Origin of the sequence: Geobacillus sp. FSL W8-1251 (genome assembly GCF_038005945.1) — a bacterium.
GTDB lineage: Bacteria > Bacillota > Bacilli > Bacillales > Anoxybacillaceae > Geobacillus > Geobacillus stearothermophilus.
Genome location: NZ_JBBOUF010000001.1, coordinates 1422473 through 1441486, shown reverse-complemented (window position 1 = coordinate 1441486; position 19014 = coordinate 1422473). Strand labels below are relative to the sequence as shown.

The 19014-nt window shown below is 51.7% G+C and carries 15 protein-coding genes, 4 pseudogenes and 1 riboswitch; of the genes and pseudogenes, 11 read left to right on the top strand and 8 right to left on the bottom strand.

Features of this window, described 5'->3' with window-relative positions:
- The first annotated feature begins 126 nt into the window (after nt 1–126).
- The gene (locus tag NSS88_RS07550) at nt 127–735 is read left to right on the top strand and encodes a DedA family protein (protein ID WP_033016526.1); all 609 of its coding nucleotides are present in this window, start codon (nt 127–129) and stop codon (nt 733–735) included.
- 62 nt (nt 736–797) lie between these two features.
- On the opposite strand, the gene NSS88_RS07545 is transcribed toward NSS88_RS07550, so the two are convergent.
- The 4 genes from NSS88_RS07545 to NSS88_RS07530 form a co-directional block, all read right to left on the bottom strand.
- Nucleotides 798–1787: a FecCD family ABC transporter permease gene (locus NSS88_RS07545; RefSeq protein WP_121678235.1), complete on the bottom strand. Its 990-nt coding sequence runs from the start codon at nt 1785–1787 to the stop codon at nt 798–800.
- On the bottom strand, nt 1784–2791 hold the full coding sequence (locus tag NSS88_RS07540; RefSeq protein ID WP_033016506.1) for a FecCD family ABC transporter permease: 1008 nt from the start codon (nt 2789–2791) through the stop codon (nt 1784–1786). Before NSS88_RS07540 ends, NSS88_RS07545 begins: the two co-directional genes overlap by 4 nt.
- Nucleotides 2792–2858: 67 nt before the next feature.
- Nucleotides 2859–3785 carry an iron-hydroxamate ABC transporter substrate-binding protein gene (locus tag NSS88_RS07535; protein ID WP_049625083.1) on the bottom strand — a complete coding sequence of 309 codons (927 nt, stop codon included), beginning with the start codon at nt 3783–3785 and terminating at the stop codon, nt 2859–2861.
- Nucleotides 3782–4582 (bottom strand): ABC transporter ATP-binding protein, encoded by an 801-nt coding sequence (locus NSS88_RS07530; protein ID WP_033016509.1) that lies wholly within the window; start codon nt 4580–4582, stop codon nt 3782–3784. The genes NSS88_RS07535 and NSS88_RS07530 overlap by 4 nt, the downstream gene beginning before the upstream one ends.
- A gap of 97 nt (nt 4583–4679) precedes the next feature.
- Here NSS88_RS07530 and NSS88_RS07525 point away from each other — a divergent pair.
- Together NSS88_RS07525 and NSS88_RS07520 are read left to right on the top strand one after the other, a co-directional pair.
- Nucleotides 4680–5672, top strand: a pseudogene (locus NSS88_RS07525) (sigma-54 interaction domain-containing protein); the annotation flags it as partial.
- Nucleotides 5644–6054: pseudogene (locus tag NSS88_RS07520) on the top strand (acyl-CoA dehydrogenase family protein); the annotation flags it as partial. The pseudogenes NSS88_RS07525 and NSS88_RS07520, both read left to right, overlap by 29 nt.
- On the opposite strand, the gene NSS88_RS07515 reads toward NSS88_RS07520, so the two are convergent.
- Nucleotides 5970–6263 carry a DoxX family protein gene (locus NSS88_RS07515; RefSeq protein ID WP_230847172.1) on the bottom strand — a complete coding sequence of 98 codons (294 nt, stop codon included), beginning with the start codon at nt 6261–6263 and terminating at the stop codon, nt 5970–5972. The pseudogene NSS88_RS07520 and the gene NSS88_RS07515 sit on opposite strands and share 85 nt — an antisense overlap.
- Nucleotides 6264–6401: 138 nt before the next feature.
- Here NSS88_RS07515 and NSS88_RS07510 point away from each other — a divergent pair, with 138 nt between their 5' ends.
- The gene (locus NSS88_RS07510) at nt 6402–7106 is read left to right on the top strand and encodes a DsbA family oxidoreductase (RefSeq protein WP_121678237.1); all 705 of its coding nucleotides are present in this window, start codon (nt 6402–6404) and stop codon (nt 7104–7106) included.
- 85 nt (nt 7107–7191) lie between these two features.
- Here the strand turns inward: NSS88_RS07510 and NSS88_RS07505 are convergent, their stop codons facing one another.
- Complete coding sequence (locus tag NSS88_RS07505) at nt 7192–7656, bottom strand: DinB family protein (protein WP_015373774.1); 465 nt, start codon at nt 7654–7656, stop codon at nt 7192–7194.
- Between the two features lie 217 nt (nt 7657–7873).
- On the opposite strand from NSS88_RS07505, the pseudogene NSS88_RS07500 reads away from it, so the two are divergent.
- Nucleotides 7874–8556, top strand: a pseudogene (locus NSS88_RS07500) (N-acetylmuramoyl-L-alanine amidase family protein).
- Nucleotides 8557–8764: 208 nt separating this feature from the next.
- Here the strand turns inward: NSS88_RS07500 and NSS88_RS07495 are convergent.
- Entirely contained in the window at nt 8765–10768 is a 2004-nt protein-coding gene (locus NSS88_RS07495; protein ID WP_230847090.1) for an LTA synthase family protein, read from the bottom strand.
- Between the two features lie 418 nt (nt 10769–11186).
- Here NSS88_RS07495 and NSS88_RS07490 point away from each other — a divergent pair, with 418 nt between their 5' ends.
- Nucleotides 11187–12524 (top strand): TrkH family potassium uptake protein, encoded by a 1338-nt coding sequence (locus NSS88_RS07490; protein ID WP_033016513.1) that lies wholly within the window; start codon nt 11187–11189, stop codon nt 12522–12524.
- Between the two features lie 110 nt (nt 12525–12634).
- On the opposite strand, the gene NSS88_RS07485 is transcribed toward NSS88_RS07490, so the two are convergent.
- The gene (locus NSS88_RS07485) at nt 12635–13810 is read right to left on the bottom strand and encodes an ISL3 family transposase (protein ID WP_341083693.1); all 1176 of its coding nucleotides are present in this window, start codon (nt 13808–13810) and stop codon (nt 12635–12637) included.
- A 207-nt stretch (nt 13811–14017) separates the two neighbouring features.
- Nucleotides 14018–14157, top strand: a riboswitch (cyclic di-AMP (ydaO/yuaA leader).
- 93 nt (nt 14158–14250) lie between these two features.
- Here NSS88_RS07485 and NSS88_RS07480 point away from each other — a divergent pair.
- The 5 genes and pseudogenes from NSS88_RS07480 to NSS88_RS07460 form a co-directional block, all read left to right on the top strand.
- The gene (locus NSS88_RS07480; protein ID WP_049626554.1) at nt 14251–16086 is read left to right on the top strand and encodes an APC family permease; all 1836 of its coding nucleotides are present in this window, start codon (nt 14251–14253) and stop codon (nt 16084–16086) included.
- A gap of 105 nt (nt 16087–16191) precedes the next feature.
- Nucleotides 16192–16830 carry a sporulation membrane protein YtaF gene (ytaF, locus tag NSS88_RS07475; protein ID WP_049624469.1) on the top strand — a complete coding sequence of 213 codons (639 nt, stop codon included), beginning with the start codon at nt 16192–16194 and terminating at the stop codon, nt 16828–16830.
- Between the two features lie 64 nt (nt 16831–16894).
- Entirely contained in the window at nt 16895–17878 is a 984-nt protein-coding gene (locus tag NSS88_RS07470; RefSeq protein ID WP_049626555.1) for a sporulation protein, read from the top strand.
- 151 nt (nt 17879–18029) lie between these two features.
- The gene (locus NSS88_RS07465) at nt 18030–18536 is read left to right on the top strand and encodes a spore coat protein (protein ID WP_080706550.1); all 507 of its coding nucleotides are present in this window, start codon (nt 18030–18032) and stop codon (nt 18534–18536) included.
- A gap of 133 nt (nt 18537–18669) precedes the next feature.
- A pseudogene (locus NSS88_RS07460) lies at nt 18670–19008 on the top strand (ROK family protein); the annotation flags it as partial.
- Between the last annotated feature and the right edge of the window lie 6 nt (nt 19009–19014).

Sequence of the window (19014 nt, the reverse complement as noted above, 5' to 3'; positions counted from 1 at the left end):
AGTACAGCGGGGCGCCTTTTTGTTTTGCGGGGAATGGCGGTTTTCTGTTAAGATAGGGAAAGGATTGCATTGACGCTGCATAAACATCCTACATAAGCGAAGGACGAGTGAATGGAGGAAGAACGCGTGCAGGCTTGGATCACTGATTTTATGGAGCAATTCGGATATATCGGTATTTTTTTGATGATCGCGCTTGAAAATATTTTCCCGCCGATTCCGTCGGAAGTCATTTTGCCGTTTGGCGGGTTCATGACGACGTACACGTCTTTGACGGTGCCAGGCGTCATTGTGGCAGCGACAGCGGGATCGATCGTTGGGGCGATCGTGCTGTATGGGATCGGCCGGCTGTTGTCCGTTGAGCGGCTTGAGCGGATCGTTGACCGCTGGGGCGGATGGCTGCGGGTGAAGCCGGAAGACATTGCCAAGGCGAACCGGACGTTTCATCGCTACGGGGTGTGGGCCGTTTTTTTCGGACGCATGATTCCGCTTGTACGCAGCTTGATTTCCATTCCAGCGGGCATGGCGAAGATGAATATCGGGCTGTTTGTCTGGCTGTCGGTATTGGGGACGCTCATTTGGAATACGATTTTAATCTCCGTCGGCGCGGCGCTCGGCCAGTCGTGGGGAAAAGTATCCGATGTGATTGGCGCGTACGCTGATGTTGTCTATATCATCATCGCGATTGTCATTGTGGTTGCGGTTGTCCGCTTTTGGAAAAGACGCCGGGTTTTATGAACCGGCGTCTTTGTTTGGCGGGTGTCATCGCTCGAACCCGTTCTCATAACGGGCAGCGGATGTCAACGCTTTAACAACAAGTAAATGAAATACGGCGCGCCGATCAAGGAGACGATGACGCCGGCGGGAAGCGGCTCGGCGAGAACGTTGCGCCCGATCGTGTCAGCTGCAAGCAGCAGCCAGCCGCCAATGAGCATGGAGGCCGGAATGACCCGCTCATGGCGTGGGCCAACGATCGACTTGGCGATATGCGGCGCCATTAAGCCGATAAAGGAGATGCTCCCGGTTACAGAGACGGCGGCGGCCGCGACGGCAATAGCTGTTGTCATAAGCACGAGCCGCTCGCGGCGGACGTGGACGCCGACCCCGATCGAAACAGGGTCGCCTAAGTGCAAAATATTGAGATGCTTCGCCCGATATAGCGCCACCAGTGTGCCCGCAGCCAACCACGGCAGCACGGCCCAAATAAACGGCCAATCATCGCCCCAAATGTTGCCGGAAAGCCAGCGGGCGATAAAATCGACTTTTGTCCGGTCGGCGGCGGAAATGAGGACGATCATCAGCCCAGATAGCGCCATCGACATGCCGACGCCGGTTAAGATAAACGGCACCGGCTGCAGCCCGGTTGTTTTCTTGTAGGAGATGGCATAGATGGCAACTGCTGTCAGAATCGCCCCGGTGAAGGCAACGAGCGGCAAGGCGTAAAGAAATGTTCCGGCCTCAATCGGAAAAAACAAAAAGAACAAGGCGACGCCCGCGCCTGCGCCGGCGTTGATCCCAAGCACGCCCGGGTCGGCGAGGTCATTGCACGTGAGGCCTTGCAATACGGCCCCGGATAAGGCGAGCGCCATGCCGGCCAACAAGGTGATGAAAAGGCGCGGCAGGCGAAGGGAAAACAAAATGAATTCCTCTTCCATCGAACCGTAGCCCAATAGTGTCGGGACGATGCGGTTATATGAGAGCGGCGCATCGCCGGTGCTTAAGGCGACGGCCGCTGTTGCGGCAATGAGCAACGCAAGCACGGCAAAGAGCGAAAAACTTTTTTTTCTCATGAAAAGCCCCTCCCTTGTTTCCGCACGACGAAGAGGAAAAACGGCAAGCCGATGACGGCGATGATGGCGGCCACCGGCGTTTCAAACGGGGCATTGACCGTGCGCGCCGCCGTGTCGGCCAGCACCATGGCGCTGGCGCCGACAGTCGCTGACAGCGGGATGACAAACCGGTAGTCGGCGCCGGCTATTGCCCTCACGAGGTGAGGAACCATTAAGCCGATAAAGGTGATATTGCCGGCGATGGCGACCGACGCTCCTGTTAATAAAAACACAGCGAAAAACAGCCATGTTTTGACGGTCGTTGTTTTTTGCCCAACGCCAACCGCGACGTCTTCACTCAAACTAAGGATCGTCAGCTGCCGTGAATACCATGCGGCAATAGCGAGCCCGGTCGTGATGAGCGGGATGACGACCGACAATTGTTTCCATGAAGCTCCGGCCACCCCGCCTGACGTCCACATCGAGACGTCTTTGGAAATGTGGAAATACAGTCCGATTCCTTCGGCGATGGCGAATAAAAGCGTCGAAACCGCCGAGCCGGCCAAGACGATGCGAAGCGGTGAAAACCCTCCTTTGCGGGCGGCGCCGATGCCAAAGACGGCCCCTGCCCCGGCGGCCGCACCAAGCAAACAGGCGACCGTGATCAAAAGATAATGGGCGGAAGGGAAAAAGGCCATTGTCATGGCCAACGCTGCGTTTGCGCCGGCGGTGAGGCCAAGGAGACCGGGGTCGGCAAGCGGATTGCGCGTCACCCCCTGCATGATCGCTCCGGCGACGGCAAGGCCGGCGCCGACAAAGGCGGCCGCTGTTTCGCGCGGCAGACGGAGCTCGCGAATGAGATCAAGCTGTTTGCTTTGTTGATCGGAAAACAACGCCCGCCATACGTCGCTCCATGTCGTATCGGCGACGCCGACTCGCATCGAGCCAAACCAAACGGCGACAAGCAGGCCAAGCGACAGAAAAAACATATAACGAAACGGCCAACGCCGGCGGTCTGCGTCCATTGGTGACTCCCCCTTTGACACAAAGAAGGACGGGACATTCACTGCCCATGAACGCCCCGTCTCGTCGTTATTGGCCTAAAAAATGTTTTTTAAAGAAATCGAGTTGGTAGTCTAACGTAATCGGGTCGTTGAAATAAAATGCCTTCGCATCGGCGACAAACATATGGCCGTTTTTGACAGCAGGGATGTTTTTGAACGTGTTCGTTTCCATAAACGATGTGTCGCCGTCGTCGTTTTTGCTTAAGATGAGATAATCGCCGACAAACTGCGGGAGCGCCTCAAGGGAAACGGCATAGTAGCCCGGTTTGAGCGCCTGTTCTTCTACAGCTTTTGGCATTTTCAGCTTCATTTCTTGATACAAAATCTCAGTGCCGCGCGCCCAGTTGTTGCCGAACACATACAGCTGCTTATCAAAGTTTTCGACTACAGTGACGGTCGCGTTTTCGCCAATTTTGGCCCGGATTTCTTCCCCGGCTTGTTGCGCCCGTTGTTTGAAATCGTCGATCCACGCTTTCGCTTCTTTTTCTTTATTCAACAGTTTCCCGATTTCCAAAAACTGTGTCAAATAATCGACTTTGCCGTATGTAAAGGTGACGGTCGGCGCGATTTTGCTTAATTTGTGGACGTTTTTCGTATTGGATAATCCGATGATTAAGTCCGGTTTTAACGCCATAATTTTTTCAATGTCTTCATCGGTCACGACTTCGGCATCTTTCAGTTTTTCTTGAAAAAGCGGGCTCATTTTCGACCACGAATCCACGCCAACAACGGGGACGTCCAAGGCCAGCACATGTCCGGCAAACGTCGATAAGACGACGACGCGCTTCGGATTAGCCGGCACTTCCACCGGTCCGTTTTCCGATTGGTATGTAATCGTTTCTGTCTTTTTTTCTTTTGGTGAAGCGCTGTTGTTCTTTTGATCGTCCGCCGCGTTGCCGCATGCGCTTAGCACAAGCGCGAACATCAGCAACAATGCAAGCCATGTTTTCCTCATGATGAATAAACCTCCCTGAGCAATTGATAAGTGAAGCAAATTGGTTTGTTCGTCCGCGGGTCGCGGCCGATGTCGGCGTCGATGCCGAACACGTCGCGGAGCACTTCGCGGCAGATAACGTCTTCGCTCCGCCCGGACTTGATGATGGCTCCTGCTTTCATAGCGATGATATAGTCGGCAAAGCGGGCCGCCTGGTTGATGTCATGAAGCACCATGACGATCGTCCGCCCTTCTTCTTGGTTCAGCCGCTCAAGCAGCTCGAGCACCTCAAGCTGATGGGCGATGTCCAAATACGTCGTCGGTTCATCCAAAAAGATGATGTCGGTCTCTTGAGCGAGCGCCATGGCGATCCAGACGCGCTGCCGCTGCCCGCCCGAGAGCGCATCGACCGGCCGGTGCTTTAAGTCGGCCGTTTTGGTGACGTCAAGCGCCCAGTCAATCGCTTCATAATCCCGCTTTGTCAGCCGTCCGAATCCTTTTTGATACGGAAAGCGGCCGTACGAGACGAGCTCAGCGACCGTTAATCCGCTTGTCGCTTCCGGCGTCTGCGGCAAAATGGCCATTTTTTTCGCCAGCTCTTTCGTCGGTTGCTGGGAAATGGCTTGACCGTCTAAAATGACCGCGCCCGATTGTGGGGAAATGATGCGCGTCAACGTCTTGAGCAGCGTCGACTTGCCGCACCCGTTCGGCCCGATAATGGCAGTGATTTGCCGATCGGGAATGCGGACGGACAATCGTTCAAAAATCGTCCGGTCGTCATAGCGGACGGTGAGCTCCTCGGCATACAAGCGAACCATGCGGCCACCTCCTTTTGGACTAAGAAAATGAAAATCACTATCATTAACAATCTTTATTATAACGAAATTCTTAAAAAAGACAATGAATTTTCTCATCGAAAAAACAAGTTTTATTTACCGGGCGCCGGCGATGGCGCATGTGATCGCCATTGCCCGCCAGGCGGCGGCCGTGGATGTCACCGTGCTTTTGACCGGAGAGTCGGGCGTCGGAAAGGAAGAGTTAGCGAACTTCATCTGGAAGCAGAGCGCGCGCAGCGGCCGTCCGTTTGTGAAGGTAAACTGCGGGGCGATTCCGGAGACGATGATGGAGTCCGAGCTGTTCGGCTATGAGCCCGGGGCGTTCACCGGTGCGGCGAAAAAAGGAAAAAAGGGTTACTTTGAACAGGCGGATGGCAGGACGATTTTTCTCGATGAAATTAGCGAAATCCCGCTCCACCTGCAAGTAAAACTCCTTCGTGTGCTTCAGTCGATGGAAATTATGCGCTTGGGGGCTGAGGCGCCCAAACGGATCGATGTCCGCATCATCGCCGCAACGAACAAACCGCTTGAAGAGCTGGTCGCCGCCGGGCGGTTCAGAGCTGATTTGTTTTACCGGCTGAACGTCATGCCGATCGCCATTCCGCCGTTGCGCGACCGGAAGGAAGACATCCCGCTGTTGGTCGACCATTATCGAAAGCGGTTTGCTAAAAAGTATCAAAAACAGCTCGTGTTCACCGACAGGGCGCTTGCGATGATGATGGACTACCATTGGCCTGGCAACGTCCGCGAGCTCGTCAACGCCATTGAGCGCATGTTTGTAACGTCTGCCGCGCCCGTCGTCGACGAAGATCACGTGGCGAAATGGCTTCATCTTGAGCCGCCGACGGCTGCCGATCCGGTGTCAGTCAGCGAGGTCGTTCCGCTCAAACAAGCGGTGGCGGACGTCGAGCGCCAGCTCATCATCAAAGCGCTTCATCATGCGCGCACGTATCGGCGGGCGGCGAAGCTGTTGGGTGTCGATGCGTCGACCCTTGTGCGCAAGGCGCAAAAATATGGAATCGAATCACGGGGAGGGGAAGAAGATGGATTTTACGTTGCCAGCCGAGATTGAATTTTTAAAAGAAAACGTCCGTAAATTTGTGAAAGAAGTCGTGGAACCGGTGGCCATGGACATTGAAGAAAACGACCACATTCCAGAAGATATTATTGAAAAATCGAAAGCCATGGGGCTGTTCGGCTTAAGCATCCTGGAAGAATACGGCGGCCTTGGCTTGTCGATGGTCGGCAAATGCGCCATTTATGAAGAACTCGGGAAAACGCATAACGGCTATACGACATTAATCGGCGCTCATACCGGCATCGGTACGGTCGGCATCGTCGAGCTCGGCACCGAGGAACAAAAGCGGCGCTACTTGCCAAAAATGGCGACAGGCGAATGGATCGGCGCCTTTGCCTTAACCGAGCCGAGCGCCGGCTCGAACGCCGCCGCAATCGGCCGTGTGCCAAGGCCAAGCATCATCGCCCAGCCGCCGGCAAGCTCCACCATCGTCACGATGTAGGCGAGCCAGCCGGGAAGCCCCATCGCCGCAAACGAATCGGCCGCCGCCTCAAGCCCCCGCTGCCATTTCACCCAGCCATGGGCGAAAAAGATGAACCCGGTGACAATCCGCAACAGAAAGGCGCCGAATTCCTGGGAATGCATGAGATTCTCCCTCCTTGTCCCAACAGCATGGTAGTACAATGTATGCGGGTGGGTCCGCCCCCGTGCCTTTCGTTCGCCATTTGACTAGCGATGGGTTACAATGGAGGGGAAGCGCGTCAAAAGTAGAGGAGGATGGCCATGAAAATTGAAGTATGGTCCGATTTTGTCTGCCCGTTTTGCTATATCGGCAAACGCCGATTGGAACAGGCGCTTGAGCCATTTCCGCACCGGGAAGACGTTGAAATCGTATTCCGCAGCTTTGAACTCGATCCAAACGCACCAAACGAGACCCCATTGACGATTCATGAAATCATCGCCAACAAATACGGCATTTCGCTCGAGGAAGCGAAGCGGGCGAACGCCGATATCGGCCGGCAGGCGGAGGCGGTCGGTTTGACGTTCCGCTTTGACACGATGAAGCCGACGAATACGTTTGACGCCCACCGGTTGGCTCAATATGCGAATGAAAAAGGAAAGCTTCAAGATGTCGTCGAGCGGTTGTTTTACGCCTATTTTACGGAGTCGAAGCGAATCAGCGACCGCAATGTGCTGCTTGCGATCGCCGAAGCAGCCGGGCTTGACCGGACGGAAGCGGAAGAAGTGTTGGCTAGCGACCGCTACACACAAGAGGTGCGCCGCGATGAGGAAGAAGCGGCGGCGTTGGGCGTCCGCGGCGTGCCGTTTTTCGTTCTGAACCGGAAGTATGCGATTTCCGGCGCCCAGCCGGTTGAGGTGTTCCGGCGGGCGCTGGAGAAGGTATGGGAGGAAGAACAATCGCGGCCGCTGCAGCCGCTGTCGACTGATCAAGGCGGGACGTGCACCGACGAAGGGTGCTCTATTTAAGAAAATAAATCAAAAGGAAAAGCCGGTTAGGGATGCCTAGCCGGCTTTTTTGCGAAGCCCCATAATGAAACAATGGGAGAGAAGATTAACCGCGCTTCACAAACAGCGGCAAGTCCGTATGCCCCATGCCGCGGACGTAGACGAACAGCTGGCCTTTATGATGAATTTCATGATCCATTGCCATTTGCAACAACTGTTTGGTTGGAATTTGAATGCCGAAAATCGATGTTAAATCGAGCGTTCGGTCGAAGTCGTCATCGCGCATCGATTCGATGAGCTGCTTCGTTTTTTCCGTATACGACTCCGCCAGCTTGGCCAAATTCGTCTCCGATTCCTCGATTTTTTGCCGGAACAGCGATGGATCGCCGTGTTTCGCCGTGTTGGCGAAATTGTAGAAGCTGAACAGCATATGTGTCGCCAGCTGCTTTGCTGTCATCGAGGTCGGCGTCGGTTTGTAATCATAATGCGCCTCGTCGATTTTGTGGATCAATTCCATCGTGACATGGCGGTGGGAAAGGAAATATTGCACCCATTGTTGTGCGCGGGACATGCGTATTCCTCCTTTGGAATTTATTTCCTCGTCCTATTATACCACAAATAGAGGAAATGTTGGCGGCTAGTGTTTCTCCTTGTTTTGGTCCTTTGCCTGTCACCTTTTCCTTTCAAATGCTTATTCTATTAATAAAATAAGGAAAAATGTGGAGTGGATGTCCCTATATTGTCTTCGTGAAAAACGCCGGACATGTAAGGAAGGGGAGAAAACGACGATGCCGAAAATTTTTATTGACCCCGGTCATGGGGGAAGAGATACCGGAGCGATCGGCAACGGGTTGTTGGAGAAAGACATTACGTTGTTTATCGCTCTTGAAATCAACCGTCTGCTGCAAAATGAGTATGAAGGAGTGTTGGTGCAGCTGAGTCGGACAAAAGATGAAACGGTGCCGCTTGAGGAGCGGACCGATCGGGCCAATCAATGGGGGGCGGATTTATACGTGTCGATTCATGTGAATGCCGGTGGCGGCACGGGGTATGAAGATTATATTTATAATCGGCTTGATGACGATTCGGTAACAGCCCGCATCCGCGATGCCATTCATGAAGAAGTCGTCAAGGCTACAGGATTTCGCGACCGTGGGAAAAAGAAAGCAAACTTCCATGTGCTGCGCGAAACAGTGATGCCGGCGGTGCTCACGGAGAATGGATTTATTGATCGAAAAGAGGATGCAGAAAAATTGAATGACACCCAGTTTTTGCGAACAGTCGCCCGTGGGCATGTGAATGGAATGGCACGGGCATTGGATCTGACAAAAAATCAAACCTCTTTTTAACGCGTGTGACAGTGGATGGAACGCAAGTCGAGGCATTTGCGGAGAAGGAAAATGTGCTGCGTCAAGTGGAGCGTTATTTAGGAAGAGCGAAGCGGATTGTGCTTGAACAAGTCGGGGAATGACGGGAACGCTTGCCTAGTTTCAGCTGGGCGAGCGTTTTTTTGTCCGTTTGTCCTAGAAGGGTAGTGATGGAGTGAAAAAAACACGAAAAACACGGTGTTCTCAAGTTGAGAAGCCTTTTAAAACCAGGCCTTCTCTCGCGTCCCCAAACACTGATTAAGCGAAAGTCACCGTTTTTCACCGGCCTTCTAGAAAAAAAGAGGGAAGCGCTTATTGTGCGCTTCCCTCTTCATTTTCGCGTTTGTTGTAATCGTATTTCGACGGATCGACCGGTTCGAAGCCTTTTGGGGTATAGAACCGGAGCAAATCGCCGTAAACAACCTTATCCGACAGGTCGAGCTTCGTGCGGACGATTTGTTCGAGACGTTGAATCTCCGGCGTTTCTTCAAGCGGCTCGCCCGTTTTCGTATCATAGTACTTGCCGTTGACCGCTGTCACGGTTGGCGTTACGAAGTCACCGTTGCGGAACGGGATGATTTCTTGATGGTCCGGCGACAACAAGTCCGTTCCGAAGTGGACGTAATTTTTCGTGTCGATGCCAAGCAAATGCAGCAAAGTCGGCAACAAGTCGATTTGGCCGCCGAATTCATGAATGACGCCGCCTTTTATGCCTGGGACATGGATGAACAGCGGCACTCGTTGTAACTGGGCGTGTTCATACGGCGTGATTTCCTTGCCTAAAATTTGCGACATGGCCTTGTTGTGATTTTCCGAAATGCCATAATGGTCGCCGTACAAAATAATGACCGAGCGGTCGTACAGACCGGATTTTTTCAAGTAATCAAAGAACTCTTTGATGGCCTCATCCAAGTAGCGGGCCGTTTGGAAGTAACGGTCGACCGTTCCGTCTCCCGTCGTTGCCGGCGGGATTGTGGCATCTTCCTCGCTGATCGGGTACGGGAAGTGGTTCGACAGTGTAATAAATTTCACATAGAACGGCTCTTTCAACGTTTCCAACAGCGGGATCGACTCCCGGAAGAACGGTTTGTCTTTCAACCCGTAGTTCAAGACGTCCTCGTCGTTCATATCATAGTAGCTGGCGTCAAAGAAATGATCGAACCCGAACGATTTGTAAATTTCATCGCGGTTCCAGAACGATTTGTAGTTGCCGTGGAAAACCGCGCTTGTGTAACCGTATTGGCGCAAAATGGCAGGAGCCGCATGGTACGTATTTTGCCCTTTCGTCGTGAAGACGGCCCCTTGCGGCAGGCCATAGAGCGAGTTTTCGAGCATAAACTCTGCGTCCGATGTTTTCCCTTGACCCGTTTGATGGAAGAAGTTATCGAAATAGAATGTGTTCGGATCGCGGGTGAGCGAGTTTAAAAACGGCGTCACTTCCTGGCCATTCAGTTTGTAGTTGATTAAAAAGTTTTGGAATGACTCCAAGTGAATATAGATGACGTTCATTCCTTTGGCGACGCCGAAATACTTCGGATTCGGCTCGGCATATGTCGCCTGCACATGGTTCAATACGGTTGTGATGTCGCTTTTGTTCGCGAACGCCCGTTGTGTCGACGATTTCATGCTTTGGATCGTGTCATAGATCAAGTAGTTGTATACCCCTAAATATTTGACGATATAGTTGCGGTCAAACGTTCTAGTCAACAGCTGCGGGCGGTCGGCTTCCGCGAGCGCCAAGTTGACGCTGAACATTAAAATGGCCGAAGCAAAAATAACGCCTTTTTTGACGCGACCGGCCCGCACCGGCGGAAGCGGGAACCGTTTCGAGAACACGATCACTGCCAAAATGATCGTGTCCAAGAAATAAAGCGGGTCATACCATCTGAGCAATTCCAAAATGCTGCCGCCGAGATCGCCAAAGTTTTTCGTTTGCGTCAACGTCGGCAATGTAATAAAATCGCTGAAAAAGCGATAATAGACGATATTGGCGTATAAAATGAACGACAAAATGAGATTAATAGTAACGAGCCGCCTATATACCCGTGTTTCTCTGCCCAATAGGGCTAAGCCAAAGAAAAACACCGCCGAGCTGATCGGATTGATCAACAGCAAAAACTCCTGCATGGAGTTGCTGATGCCAAGGTTAAATTCCGCTAGATAGGCGACATACGTCTTCAGCCAAAACAAGAGCACCGCCAAAATAAAAAAACCAATATATTGGTTAGGGAGAGAACGGCATTTTGTCAACAATTTCTTTCCAATCGTTTTCACGTTCTCTTCTCCTCCTTTGTCTCGTATTCTCGAAAGATCCATTTCTATTTCTATTCTTCTATGAACAGCTTCCGCGCATAGCAGCCAGCATTTTGTCCTGACATCATTTTACATCGGAACGTCTCCATGTCAAGTAGCATAATACGTCTTTTGCCAAAAGTCAATGGAATGTTTTTTAAGGATTGACGGGCGCCTCCCTCCTTGCCACCTCGTTTCCCTGTATGGCGATGGACTGCCACTCATATATGACGAATGGAAATCGAAAAGGTTTCAACTGCCCTTCTGAAAACGTCCCGATGCGCGTGGCCATGCCCTTTACCCATTTTATTAGACAACGAGGACATTATGATAAAAATTATTGGCTGTACCGGAATCGGCTTGTTTTTGGTATATTTTTTCTATGCATTATCCACAAACTATAAGGAAGAACTGGATGAAGGGAAAGAGGTAAGCCATGCCAATGAATCCGAAAGGCAAATTTTTTGATCCGCCGAAAATTCTCGTGTCCGGATTTGCGCTCATTATTTTGATTGGAGCGCTGCTGTTGATGCTTCCTGTTGCGACCGTGGATGGAAAGGGGTTGCCGTTTTTAGACGCGCTGTTTACAGCGACTTCCGCGACGTGCGTAACTGGACTTGTTGTCGTCGACACCGGGACGACGTTTACCCTGTTTGGCCAGCTTGTCATTTTGGCGCTCATTCAAGTCGGTGGGCTCGGATTTATGACGTTTGCGACGCTGTTTGCCTTTTTGTTTGGCAAACGCATTTCGTTGAAAGAACGGCTCATCCTCCAAGAGGCGCTCAATAATTTGACGATCGAGGGCATCGTTCGGCTCGTCAAACGCATTTTCCTTTTTACTGTTGTGATTGAAGGGATCGGCGGGGTGTTGCTCTCAATCCGCTTTGCCTTTGACATGCCGCTCGGCCGGGCGATTTACTTTGGCTTTTTCCATGCGATTTCGAATTTTAACAACGCCGGGTTTGATTTAATGGGTGAGTTCCGCAGCTTGACCGGCTATGTGGACGATCCGGTCGTCAGCCTTGTTGTGCCGATTTTGATTATTTTAGGTGGAATCGGCTTTATTGTCATGAATGAAGTGTACGAGTATAGGCAGATGCGCCGCCTTTCCCTTCATACGAAGGTCGTCGCCATTACGACGGCATGGCTGCTAGTAGCCAGCATGGCGCTGATATTGCTGCTGGAGTGGAACAATCCGAAGACGATGGGGCCGCTGTCGCTCTCAGGCAAGTTTCTGTCCGCGTTTTACCAGGCGGTCACTCCGAGAACGGCGGGCTCGAATACGCTTAACATCCCGGATTTGACGCAGCCGACGCTGTTTTTGATCGTGTTTCTCATGTTTGTCGGCGCTTCCCCGGGTTCGACGGGCGGCGGAATCAAAACAACGACCTTTACGACGTTGCTCGGCGCGGTTTGGTCGCAAATTCGCGGGAAGGAAGACGTCATTTTGTTCCGAAAACGAATTGTCTATGATACGGTATACAAGTCGCTGACCGTGACCATGAGCGGGCTGTTTATCGTCATGTTTGTAACGATGGTGTTGACGATCACCGAAAGCGGAAAAGACTTTCTCATGATTTTATTCGAAGCGACGTCGGCGTTTGGGACCGTCGGACTGTCGATGGGACTGACTCCAGAGTTGTCTCCGCTTGGAAAGACGGTCATTATCTTGACGATGTTTGCCGGCCGCGTCGGTCCGCTGACGATCGCGTACGCGGTCACGCTGCGCCGTCAGCCTGATCCGTTCCGCTATCCGAAAGGGAAAATTATGATTGGATAGAGGCAAGACAGGAAAAAGAAAGAAAGTGTAAAGATAAGGACGGTTTATGCGAAAAAGCGGCTCAAAGGCAGAGAAAATTGGTTCATCACCAAAAGTTGTACTTGCACCTGTCATGAAAGTATGTTAGCTGTTTCTAGCCGAACCCGCAATGCAAAACGCTGGATATTTCTGTATCCGTATCCCCGACGTTTCATCAGCTTGATCTTGTTATTTGTTCCCTCCATTTTCCCATTTGAATAAGGGGATAAAATGCACGATATGATTTCGTCTGTTCGTTTGACGAGTGATTTTGCGATGGCGCGAACAGCAGAACAAGGACAAAACAAATACCGATGAACCCAGGCGTTCAAACGACGTTTCGCTTGTCGCTCGCTTTGGCTTTTGGATACATAACGAAAATGTTGAAGGGATTGATAGACAGCCTGCAAGGAATCGCTCTCTTTCTGCCACTCCCGCACCGTTTGGCGCTCCTCCTCGGTGAGTTTCTCGGGGCACTGGGTCAATAAGCGGCAAACATGCCGAACATGCCCATGTTTCTTGTTCCCTTTTCCGAAGGATTTGCGGCATCGATCCAACGCTTCCGTAAACAATTGAATCACATGAAAATAATCGACCACATGCTTCGCTTCCGGACACACCTCTTGAATGGCTTTTTTCATCGCTGGAGCCAAATCACTCACGACATACTGAACAGAACCAGACACAGGAGCCAACACACGTCCAATGGCTTCCTCGTTCTTTCCTGCTTCAACGGCATACACTTCTCCCGTTTCGGCATCCATGACTGCCACTCCGTAATCATGTCCTTTTCGAAACGCAAACTCATCGACACAAACTGCCTTTGGTTGGATGTCATTCGATAGGAAGGAAGGGGCATGGGTATAAAACCAGCGTTCAACGGTCGTGTACGGAAGCTTGAGCATACGAGCCACCGCCTGAATGGATGTTCCGATGCAAGATTGCGCCACCCATTGCTGAAACGCATCCGTCGCTGCACTTCGAGGGGAAATTCCGGGATAAGACGTGCTGAATGTCATGCCACATGTACAACAACGTCTACGCTCCACAGGGAGTTCCACCCAAAAGATGCCGATCCGTTGAGCATACCCATGCATCCATTGCTTCTTTTTTCCTGTCATTTTGATCGTGCGTTTCAAGCAAACAGGACATAACGGGCATTGTTCAGGAAGAGAAAGTTCGAAAATCCAACGTTCTTCTTCTTTTCGCACCTTTTGAATCAAAACATCTGGTAAATCGATGAGTTCTTTGATAAACTGAGCGTACATGCGAATTTTCCTCCAATGGTTTGGTTTGGACACCTTTACCATACAGGAAAATTCGCATTTTTTGTACCCTCTATTTTCTCTATGCACACCGATCTTCAATGATCAAGTACAACTTGTGGTGAAGAGCCAGAAAATTGTTGTTTTTTCCGCTTTTTCACTGTTTACGGAGAAAAGGAGGAGGAGTAATATATGGAAGCAGAAACAACTGAATATTTAGCGCTGAATCCGTCATGGAGCGGGGGACCCACTTGTTGCAACGCTCGTTGCTAGGGGTGAATCCGAAAGGACGGGCATCTCTCCAAGCCCGAACCCGACAGCTAACCTCGCAAGCGCTTTGGGGAGGACGAGTATGGTTTTGAACCAAACGTAGCCGTTGAGCGCGTCCTCAGCGGTTTTTTCTTTTTGAATCAACTCGAATATGCTTTGGGAGGAACGGAAGCATGGCTTCGTTAAAACGTTTGTTGATTGGGAAACCGATGGAGACAAAACGGCTCAAACATGAAAAATTGCCGAAATGGAAAGCGTTGGCCGTTTTTTCTTCCGATGCCCTGTCATCGGTGGCCTACGCGACGGAAGAAATTTTGCTTGTGCTTGCTTTATTAGGGACAAGCGTCTTTTTCTATTCGCTGCCGATCGCGGTGGCGATTTTAGTATTGCTTTTGTTAGTGACCTTGTCGTATCGGCAAATCATTTACGCGTTTCCGTCCGGCGGCGGGGCGTATGTCGTCGCCCGCGACCATTTGGGGACGAAAATTAGTTTAGTGGCCGGGGCGGCGCTGATGATCGATTATATTTTAACTGTCGCCGTCAGCATCAGCTCCGGCGTCGCCGCGCTGACATCGGCGTTTCCGGGGCTGCTGCCGTGGAAAGTGGAGCTCGCTGTCGCTCTTGTCTTGCTTTTAATGGTGCTCAATTTACGCGGCATTACCGAATCCGCAACGGTTTTCGCCTACCCGACGTATGTGTTCATTGGCTTCGTTCTTGTGATGATCGCTGTCGGCGGGTGTCAGTTGTGGCAGGAAGGATGGCATGGGTTTACGATGCATGAGCATGCTTCCACAGCTCACATGTTTGCGTCCGGTTACAGTTTGTTTATTTTGCTGCGCGCCTTTTCATCGGGATGTTCGGCGATGACTGGGGTCGAAGCAATCAGCAACGGCGTGCCGGCGTTCCGGCCAGACAGTTCAAAAAACGCCGCCATTACGATGGGATGGATGTCCACATTGCTTGGCGTGATGTTTTTAGGCATCACCGTGTTGGCGGCGGGATTCGGCGTTACTCCGACCGAGCATCAAACGGTCATTTCGCAAATCGGACGCCATGTGTTTGGGAATGGTCTTTTGTTTTACTTGTTTCAGCTGGCGACGATGGTCATTTTAGTGCTCGCGGCGAATACGAGTTTTGCCGGGTTTCCGCAGTTGACGTCGATTATGGCGAAGGACGGTTTTTTGCCGAGAAGCTTGGCGGCCCGGGGCGATCGCCTTGTGTTTTCCAATAGCATTATATTGTTGAGCGTGCTGGCGATCGCATTGATCATCGCGTTTCATGCCAAAACCCATTCGCTCATCCCGCTTTATGCGGTTGGCGTCTTTCTTTCCTTTACGATCGGTCAGAGTGGGTTGATTAAAAAATTATGGAATCGGGAAGAAGGACGGAAATTCGGCGTGCTGCTCACCGTCGAAACGGGAGCGGTGGTCACCGGGATCGTCACGCTCGTCACGATGATCGCTAAATTTACGCAAGGGGCCTGGAGCGTCATCGTGGCGATTCCGCTGTTCGTCTGGATGTTCATCCGAATTCACGAGCATTACAAAAAAATTGGCGAGCAATTGCGGCTTGACGAACGGGAGTGGCAACAGCGCGAGAAACTGTTGAAACCAAAAGTCATTATTCCCATTTCCGGCGTCAGCAAAGTGGTCGCCCAATCCGTTCAGTACGCTCGCAGCATTTCCGACGACATTACGGCACTGTCGATTATTTTCGACGAAAAAGACGAACAAAAGCTGCGGCAAAAGTGGGAGAAGTTTTATCCGGACATTCCGTTGGAAGTCATCTATTCACCGTACCGAACCATTTTGTCGCCATTATTAGAATACATCACGAAAGCGGAAAAAGAAGCAGACCGCGCGCCGGTGACAGTGCTCTTGCCGCAATTTATTGTGAAAAAATGGTGGCATACATTTTTGCATAACCAAACCGCCATCATCTTGCGCTTTTTCTTGATCATGAAAAAAGATGTGGTCATTGCGACGCTGCCGTATCATTTGCGGGAATAATGTCGAGAAAAGGGGAAACATTTCCCCGGAAATCGATGCGTGTCGAATGGCAAGAAAGTCCCCTCTCTGTACGGAATTGCATATCGTACGGCAGGGGGGATTCCTATGTGGTTATGGGTGTCCATGATTTTGCTCGCTTTCAGCGTGAGCATGGACAGTTTGAGCGTAGGCATGACGTATGGAATGAGAGGTGTCCGTTTCTCCTTTGTTTCGTTGGTGCTGATCGCATTCATGTCCGGGGCGGTGGTGTTTGCGTCCATGAACATCGGCCGCCTGTTGGCGCTTTTTTTGCCGTTGCAAGTCGAGCGAGGGCTTGCTTCGGTCATTCTCATGGCGCTTGGCGGTTGGGCGATTTATAACGTCTATAAACCAAAGGGAGACGGGAGCGAGTTTTCGATGGAGCCTGATGAAGCAGGGGGGGCTAACCGTTTCAGCGGCACTGTTCAAGTATTGAAACGCCCCGAACTTGGCGATCTTGATCGTTCAGGCACGATCAGTCAAAAAGAAGCGTTATTAATCGGCATTGCTCTTTCGATGGATTCCTTTGGCGCCGGGATCAGTTCGTCGCTTTTGCATTTTCCGCCGCTTTCGTTTGCCTTGCTGGTTGGTATGTTCAATCTTGTGTTCATCAGACTCGGCTTATCGTTGGGGTATATGGTGTCAAAAACAAGAATCATGAAAAGGGCGACCATGCTGCCTGGGGTTGTATTGATCGTCTTGGGGTTGATCAAATTATTTCGGTGACACCATGTTGGCGGCTTGTTCGTAATTCAAGTGTGAATAAGATGAAAAAAAGGAGAGAGGTCCGATGTGGAAAAAGTTTTTATCGAGACTCGGCATCAGCGCTGCCAAAGTGGATCTCGTGCTGCATCGCTCGCATGTACGCCTTGGTGAAACGTTGGAAGGGGAATTTTTGCTGGAAGGTGGTTCAGTCGCCCAACACATTCGGAACTTAGATGTCGTATTGCAATTAGAAGTGCAAGCGGAAGGGAAGGCATATCGCAAAACCGCGGCGGTGATCCCGGTCGCGTCTTCGTTTACGATTCAGCCTAGCGAGCGGAAAGTGCTCCCGTTTTCGTACACACTGCCGCACCATTTGCCGATCAGCCGCCCCACGGTTCGTTATACGTTCGTCACCCGGCTCGATATTGCCGCTGGGGTGGATGCATATGACCAAGACGCCATTCACATTTTGCCGCCGACCGCCTTGGATCAAGTGTTTTCCGCATTGGCTGCCTTAGGATTCCGGGAGAAACCGGCATCTGGGAGCATTACACCGTACGGACAAGAATTTTCATTCTTCCCAACGGGTGAGTTTCAAGGGATCGTCCAGGAGGTTGAGTTTTTTGCCCTTGTCGAGGGAGAAGGGGTGCGTTTGTATATGGAGATCGACGTCCGCCACGGCTTTGGCGGGGAACGCGAAATGAAACGGGAACTGTTGATTACTCACGAACAGCTTCGCGATTCGGCGGCGGCAGCCCGTCTGCTTCGAGAAGCCATCGAAGAGGCGGTGCAGGCGGCTGGGGCGTTCGGCCAGCTGAGTGGGCATCCGTTGGCAACGCCACATTCGCCAATCTATAGCCATCCCGTAGGCCATTATTCACCCGTCCATCATTCGCACCATGGCGGACATGGATGGGCCGGAGCCATTGGCGGATTCGCGGCTGGCATGTTGGCGGGAATGGTAGCGGAGGAGTTGCTCGACGATGCAGTTGATGATGTGGCTGACGGTCTGGATGTCGATGACTGGTTTGACGGCGGCGATGGATTTGATGGCGGGGATTGGCTGTAAACAGGATGGAGGAAGGCGTTTCGCCTGAGGCGAGACGCCTTTTTTGCCGATACGGAAGGCCCGTACAATGGTGACCGTTTCCTTTTTATAGGCATATAACAGTAAATGGAAATGAACTGATAAAAAACGAGGGGGAAGCGTGATGAACCATATGCATGGGCAAATGCACGGCCATCGCCATTTGGCATGGCATGAAACGTTGGAGCTGCATGAATTGATCGCTTTTCAGGCCAACGCGTTAATGAAAATGAAAAAGGCTGTCGGCAAGATCGACTGTCCTGAGTTGAAAGGGCTTTATACGGAAACGATTCAAGGATTGGAAACGAACTTGCGCGAGCTGCTTGCCTTCATTCCGGCGGCACCGATGATGGAAGAAAGCCGCGACCATGATGATGGCGACCGGGCCTTGCACGCTGGCGATTTGCTTGGCTTTTCAAAAACGGCAGTGCGTAATTATGCTGCTGCCATTACCGAGGCGGCGACGCCGGTGTTGCGCAAAACGTTTGTCAAACATCTGCTCAAAGCCATTGACACGCACGAAAAAGCGTTCAACTATATGTATGAACGTGGTTACTATCCGGCGTACGACCTCGCCCAGCTTCTTTATCATGATGTCCGTAATGCGCAAAAGGCGTTGTCAATGGGATATGAACGATGATGGAAACGAGCCGCTCCCGCCAACGGAGCGGCTTCTTTCATTGCGGCAGGGAGGTGCAGACGATTGGATCACGAATACATAAAGCATAAAATAAAGCAAGGAAATAGTGAAAAGAATGAAGGAGGCGCCATCGATGCGTTGCTATATCGTTTTCGACATTGGCGGCACGTATGTGAAACATGCCGTCATGAACGAGCGCGGTGATTTTTTGGAAAAGGGGCGCTACCGTTCGGAGCGTCATGACTTTCAACGGTTTCGCGACGACTTGCTTCGCGTCGTCCGCCACGCGCAGGCGAGTTACGAACTTTCTGGCATCGCGATCAGTTCGGCAGGCAGCGTCGACAGCGACATCGGTGTCATTGGCGGAAGCAGCGCCTTGCCGTGCATTCACGGCCCTAACTTTAAAGACGTATTCGGCGGGGCGACGGGTCTGCCGGTGGAGCTGGAAAATGATGCGAACTGTGCGGCGCTTTGTACC

What these genes read in the sequence shown, in the direction of transcription:
- NSS88_RS07470 (WP_049626555.1), top strand. Translation starts at nt 16,895, where the DNA reads ATGTGGAAAAAGTTTTTATCGAGACTCGGCATCAGCGCTGCCAAAGTG.
- NSS88_RS07495 (WP_230847090.1), bottom strand. Translation starts at nt 10,768, where the DNA reads ATGGATCTTTCGAGAATACGAGACAAAGGAGGAGAAGAGAACGTGAAA.
- NSS88_RS07505 (WP_015373774.1), bottom strand. Translation starts at nt 7,656, where the DNA reads ATGTCCCGCGCACAACAATGGGTGCAATATTTCCTTTCCCACCGCCAT.
- NSS88_RS07485 (WP_341083693.1), bottom strand. Translation starts at nt 13,810, where the DNA reads ATGTACGCTCAGTTTATCAAAGAACTCATCGATTTACCAGATGTTTTG.
- NSS88_RS07510 (WP_121678237.1), top strand. Translation starts at nt 6,402, where the DNA reads ATGAAAATTGAAGTATGGTCCGATTTTGTCTGCCCGTTTTGCTATATC.
- NSS88_RS07515 (WP_230847172.1), bottom strand. Translation starts at nt 6,263, where the DNA reads ATGCATTCCCAGGAATTCGGCGCCTTTCTGTTGCGGATTGTCACCGGG.
- NSS88_RS07540 (WP_033016506.1), bottom strand. Translation starts at nt 2,791, where the DNA reads ATGGACGCAGACCGCCGGCGTTGGCCGTTTCGTTATATGTTTTTTCTG.
- NSS88_RS07490 (WP_033016513.1), top strand. Translation starts at nt 11,187, where the DNA reads ATGAATCCGAAAGGCAAATTTTTTGATCCGCCGAAAATTCTCGTGTCC.
- ytaF (WP_049624469.1), top strand. Translation starts at nt 16,192, where the DNA reads ATGTGGTTATGGGTGTCCATGATTTTGCTCGCTTTCAGCGTGAGCATG.
- NSS88_RS07545 (WP_121678235.1), bottom strand. Translation starts at nt 1,787, where the DNA reads ATGAGAAAAAAAAGTTTTTCGCTCTTTGCCGTGCTTGCGTTGCTCATT.
- NSS88_RS07530 (WP_033016509.1), bottom strand. Translation starts at nt 4,582, where the DNA reads ATGGTTCGCTTGTATGCCGAGGAGCTCACCGTCCGCTATGACGACCGG.
- NSS88_RS07480 (WP_049626554.1), top strand. Translation starts at nt 14,251, where the DNA reads ATGGCTTCGTTAAAACGTTTGTTGATTGGGAAACCGATGGAGACAAAA.
- NSS88_RS07535 (WP_049625083.1), bottom strand. Translation starts at nt 3,785, where the DNA reads ATGAGGAAAACATGGCTTGCATTGTTGCTGATGTTCGCGCTTGTGCTA.
- NSS88_RS07465 (WP_080706550.1), top strand. Translation starts at nt 18,030, where the DNA reads ATGCATGGGCAAATGCACGGCCATCGCCATTTGGCATGGCATGAAACG.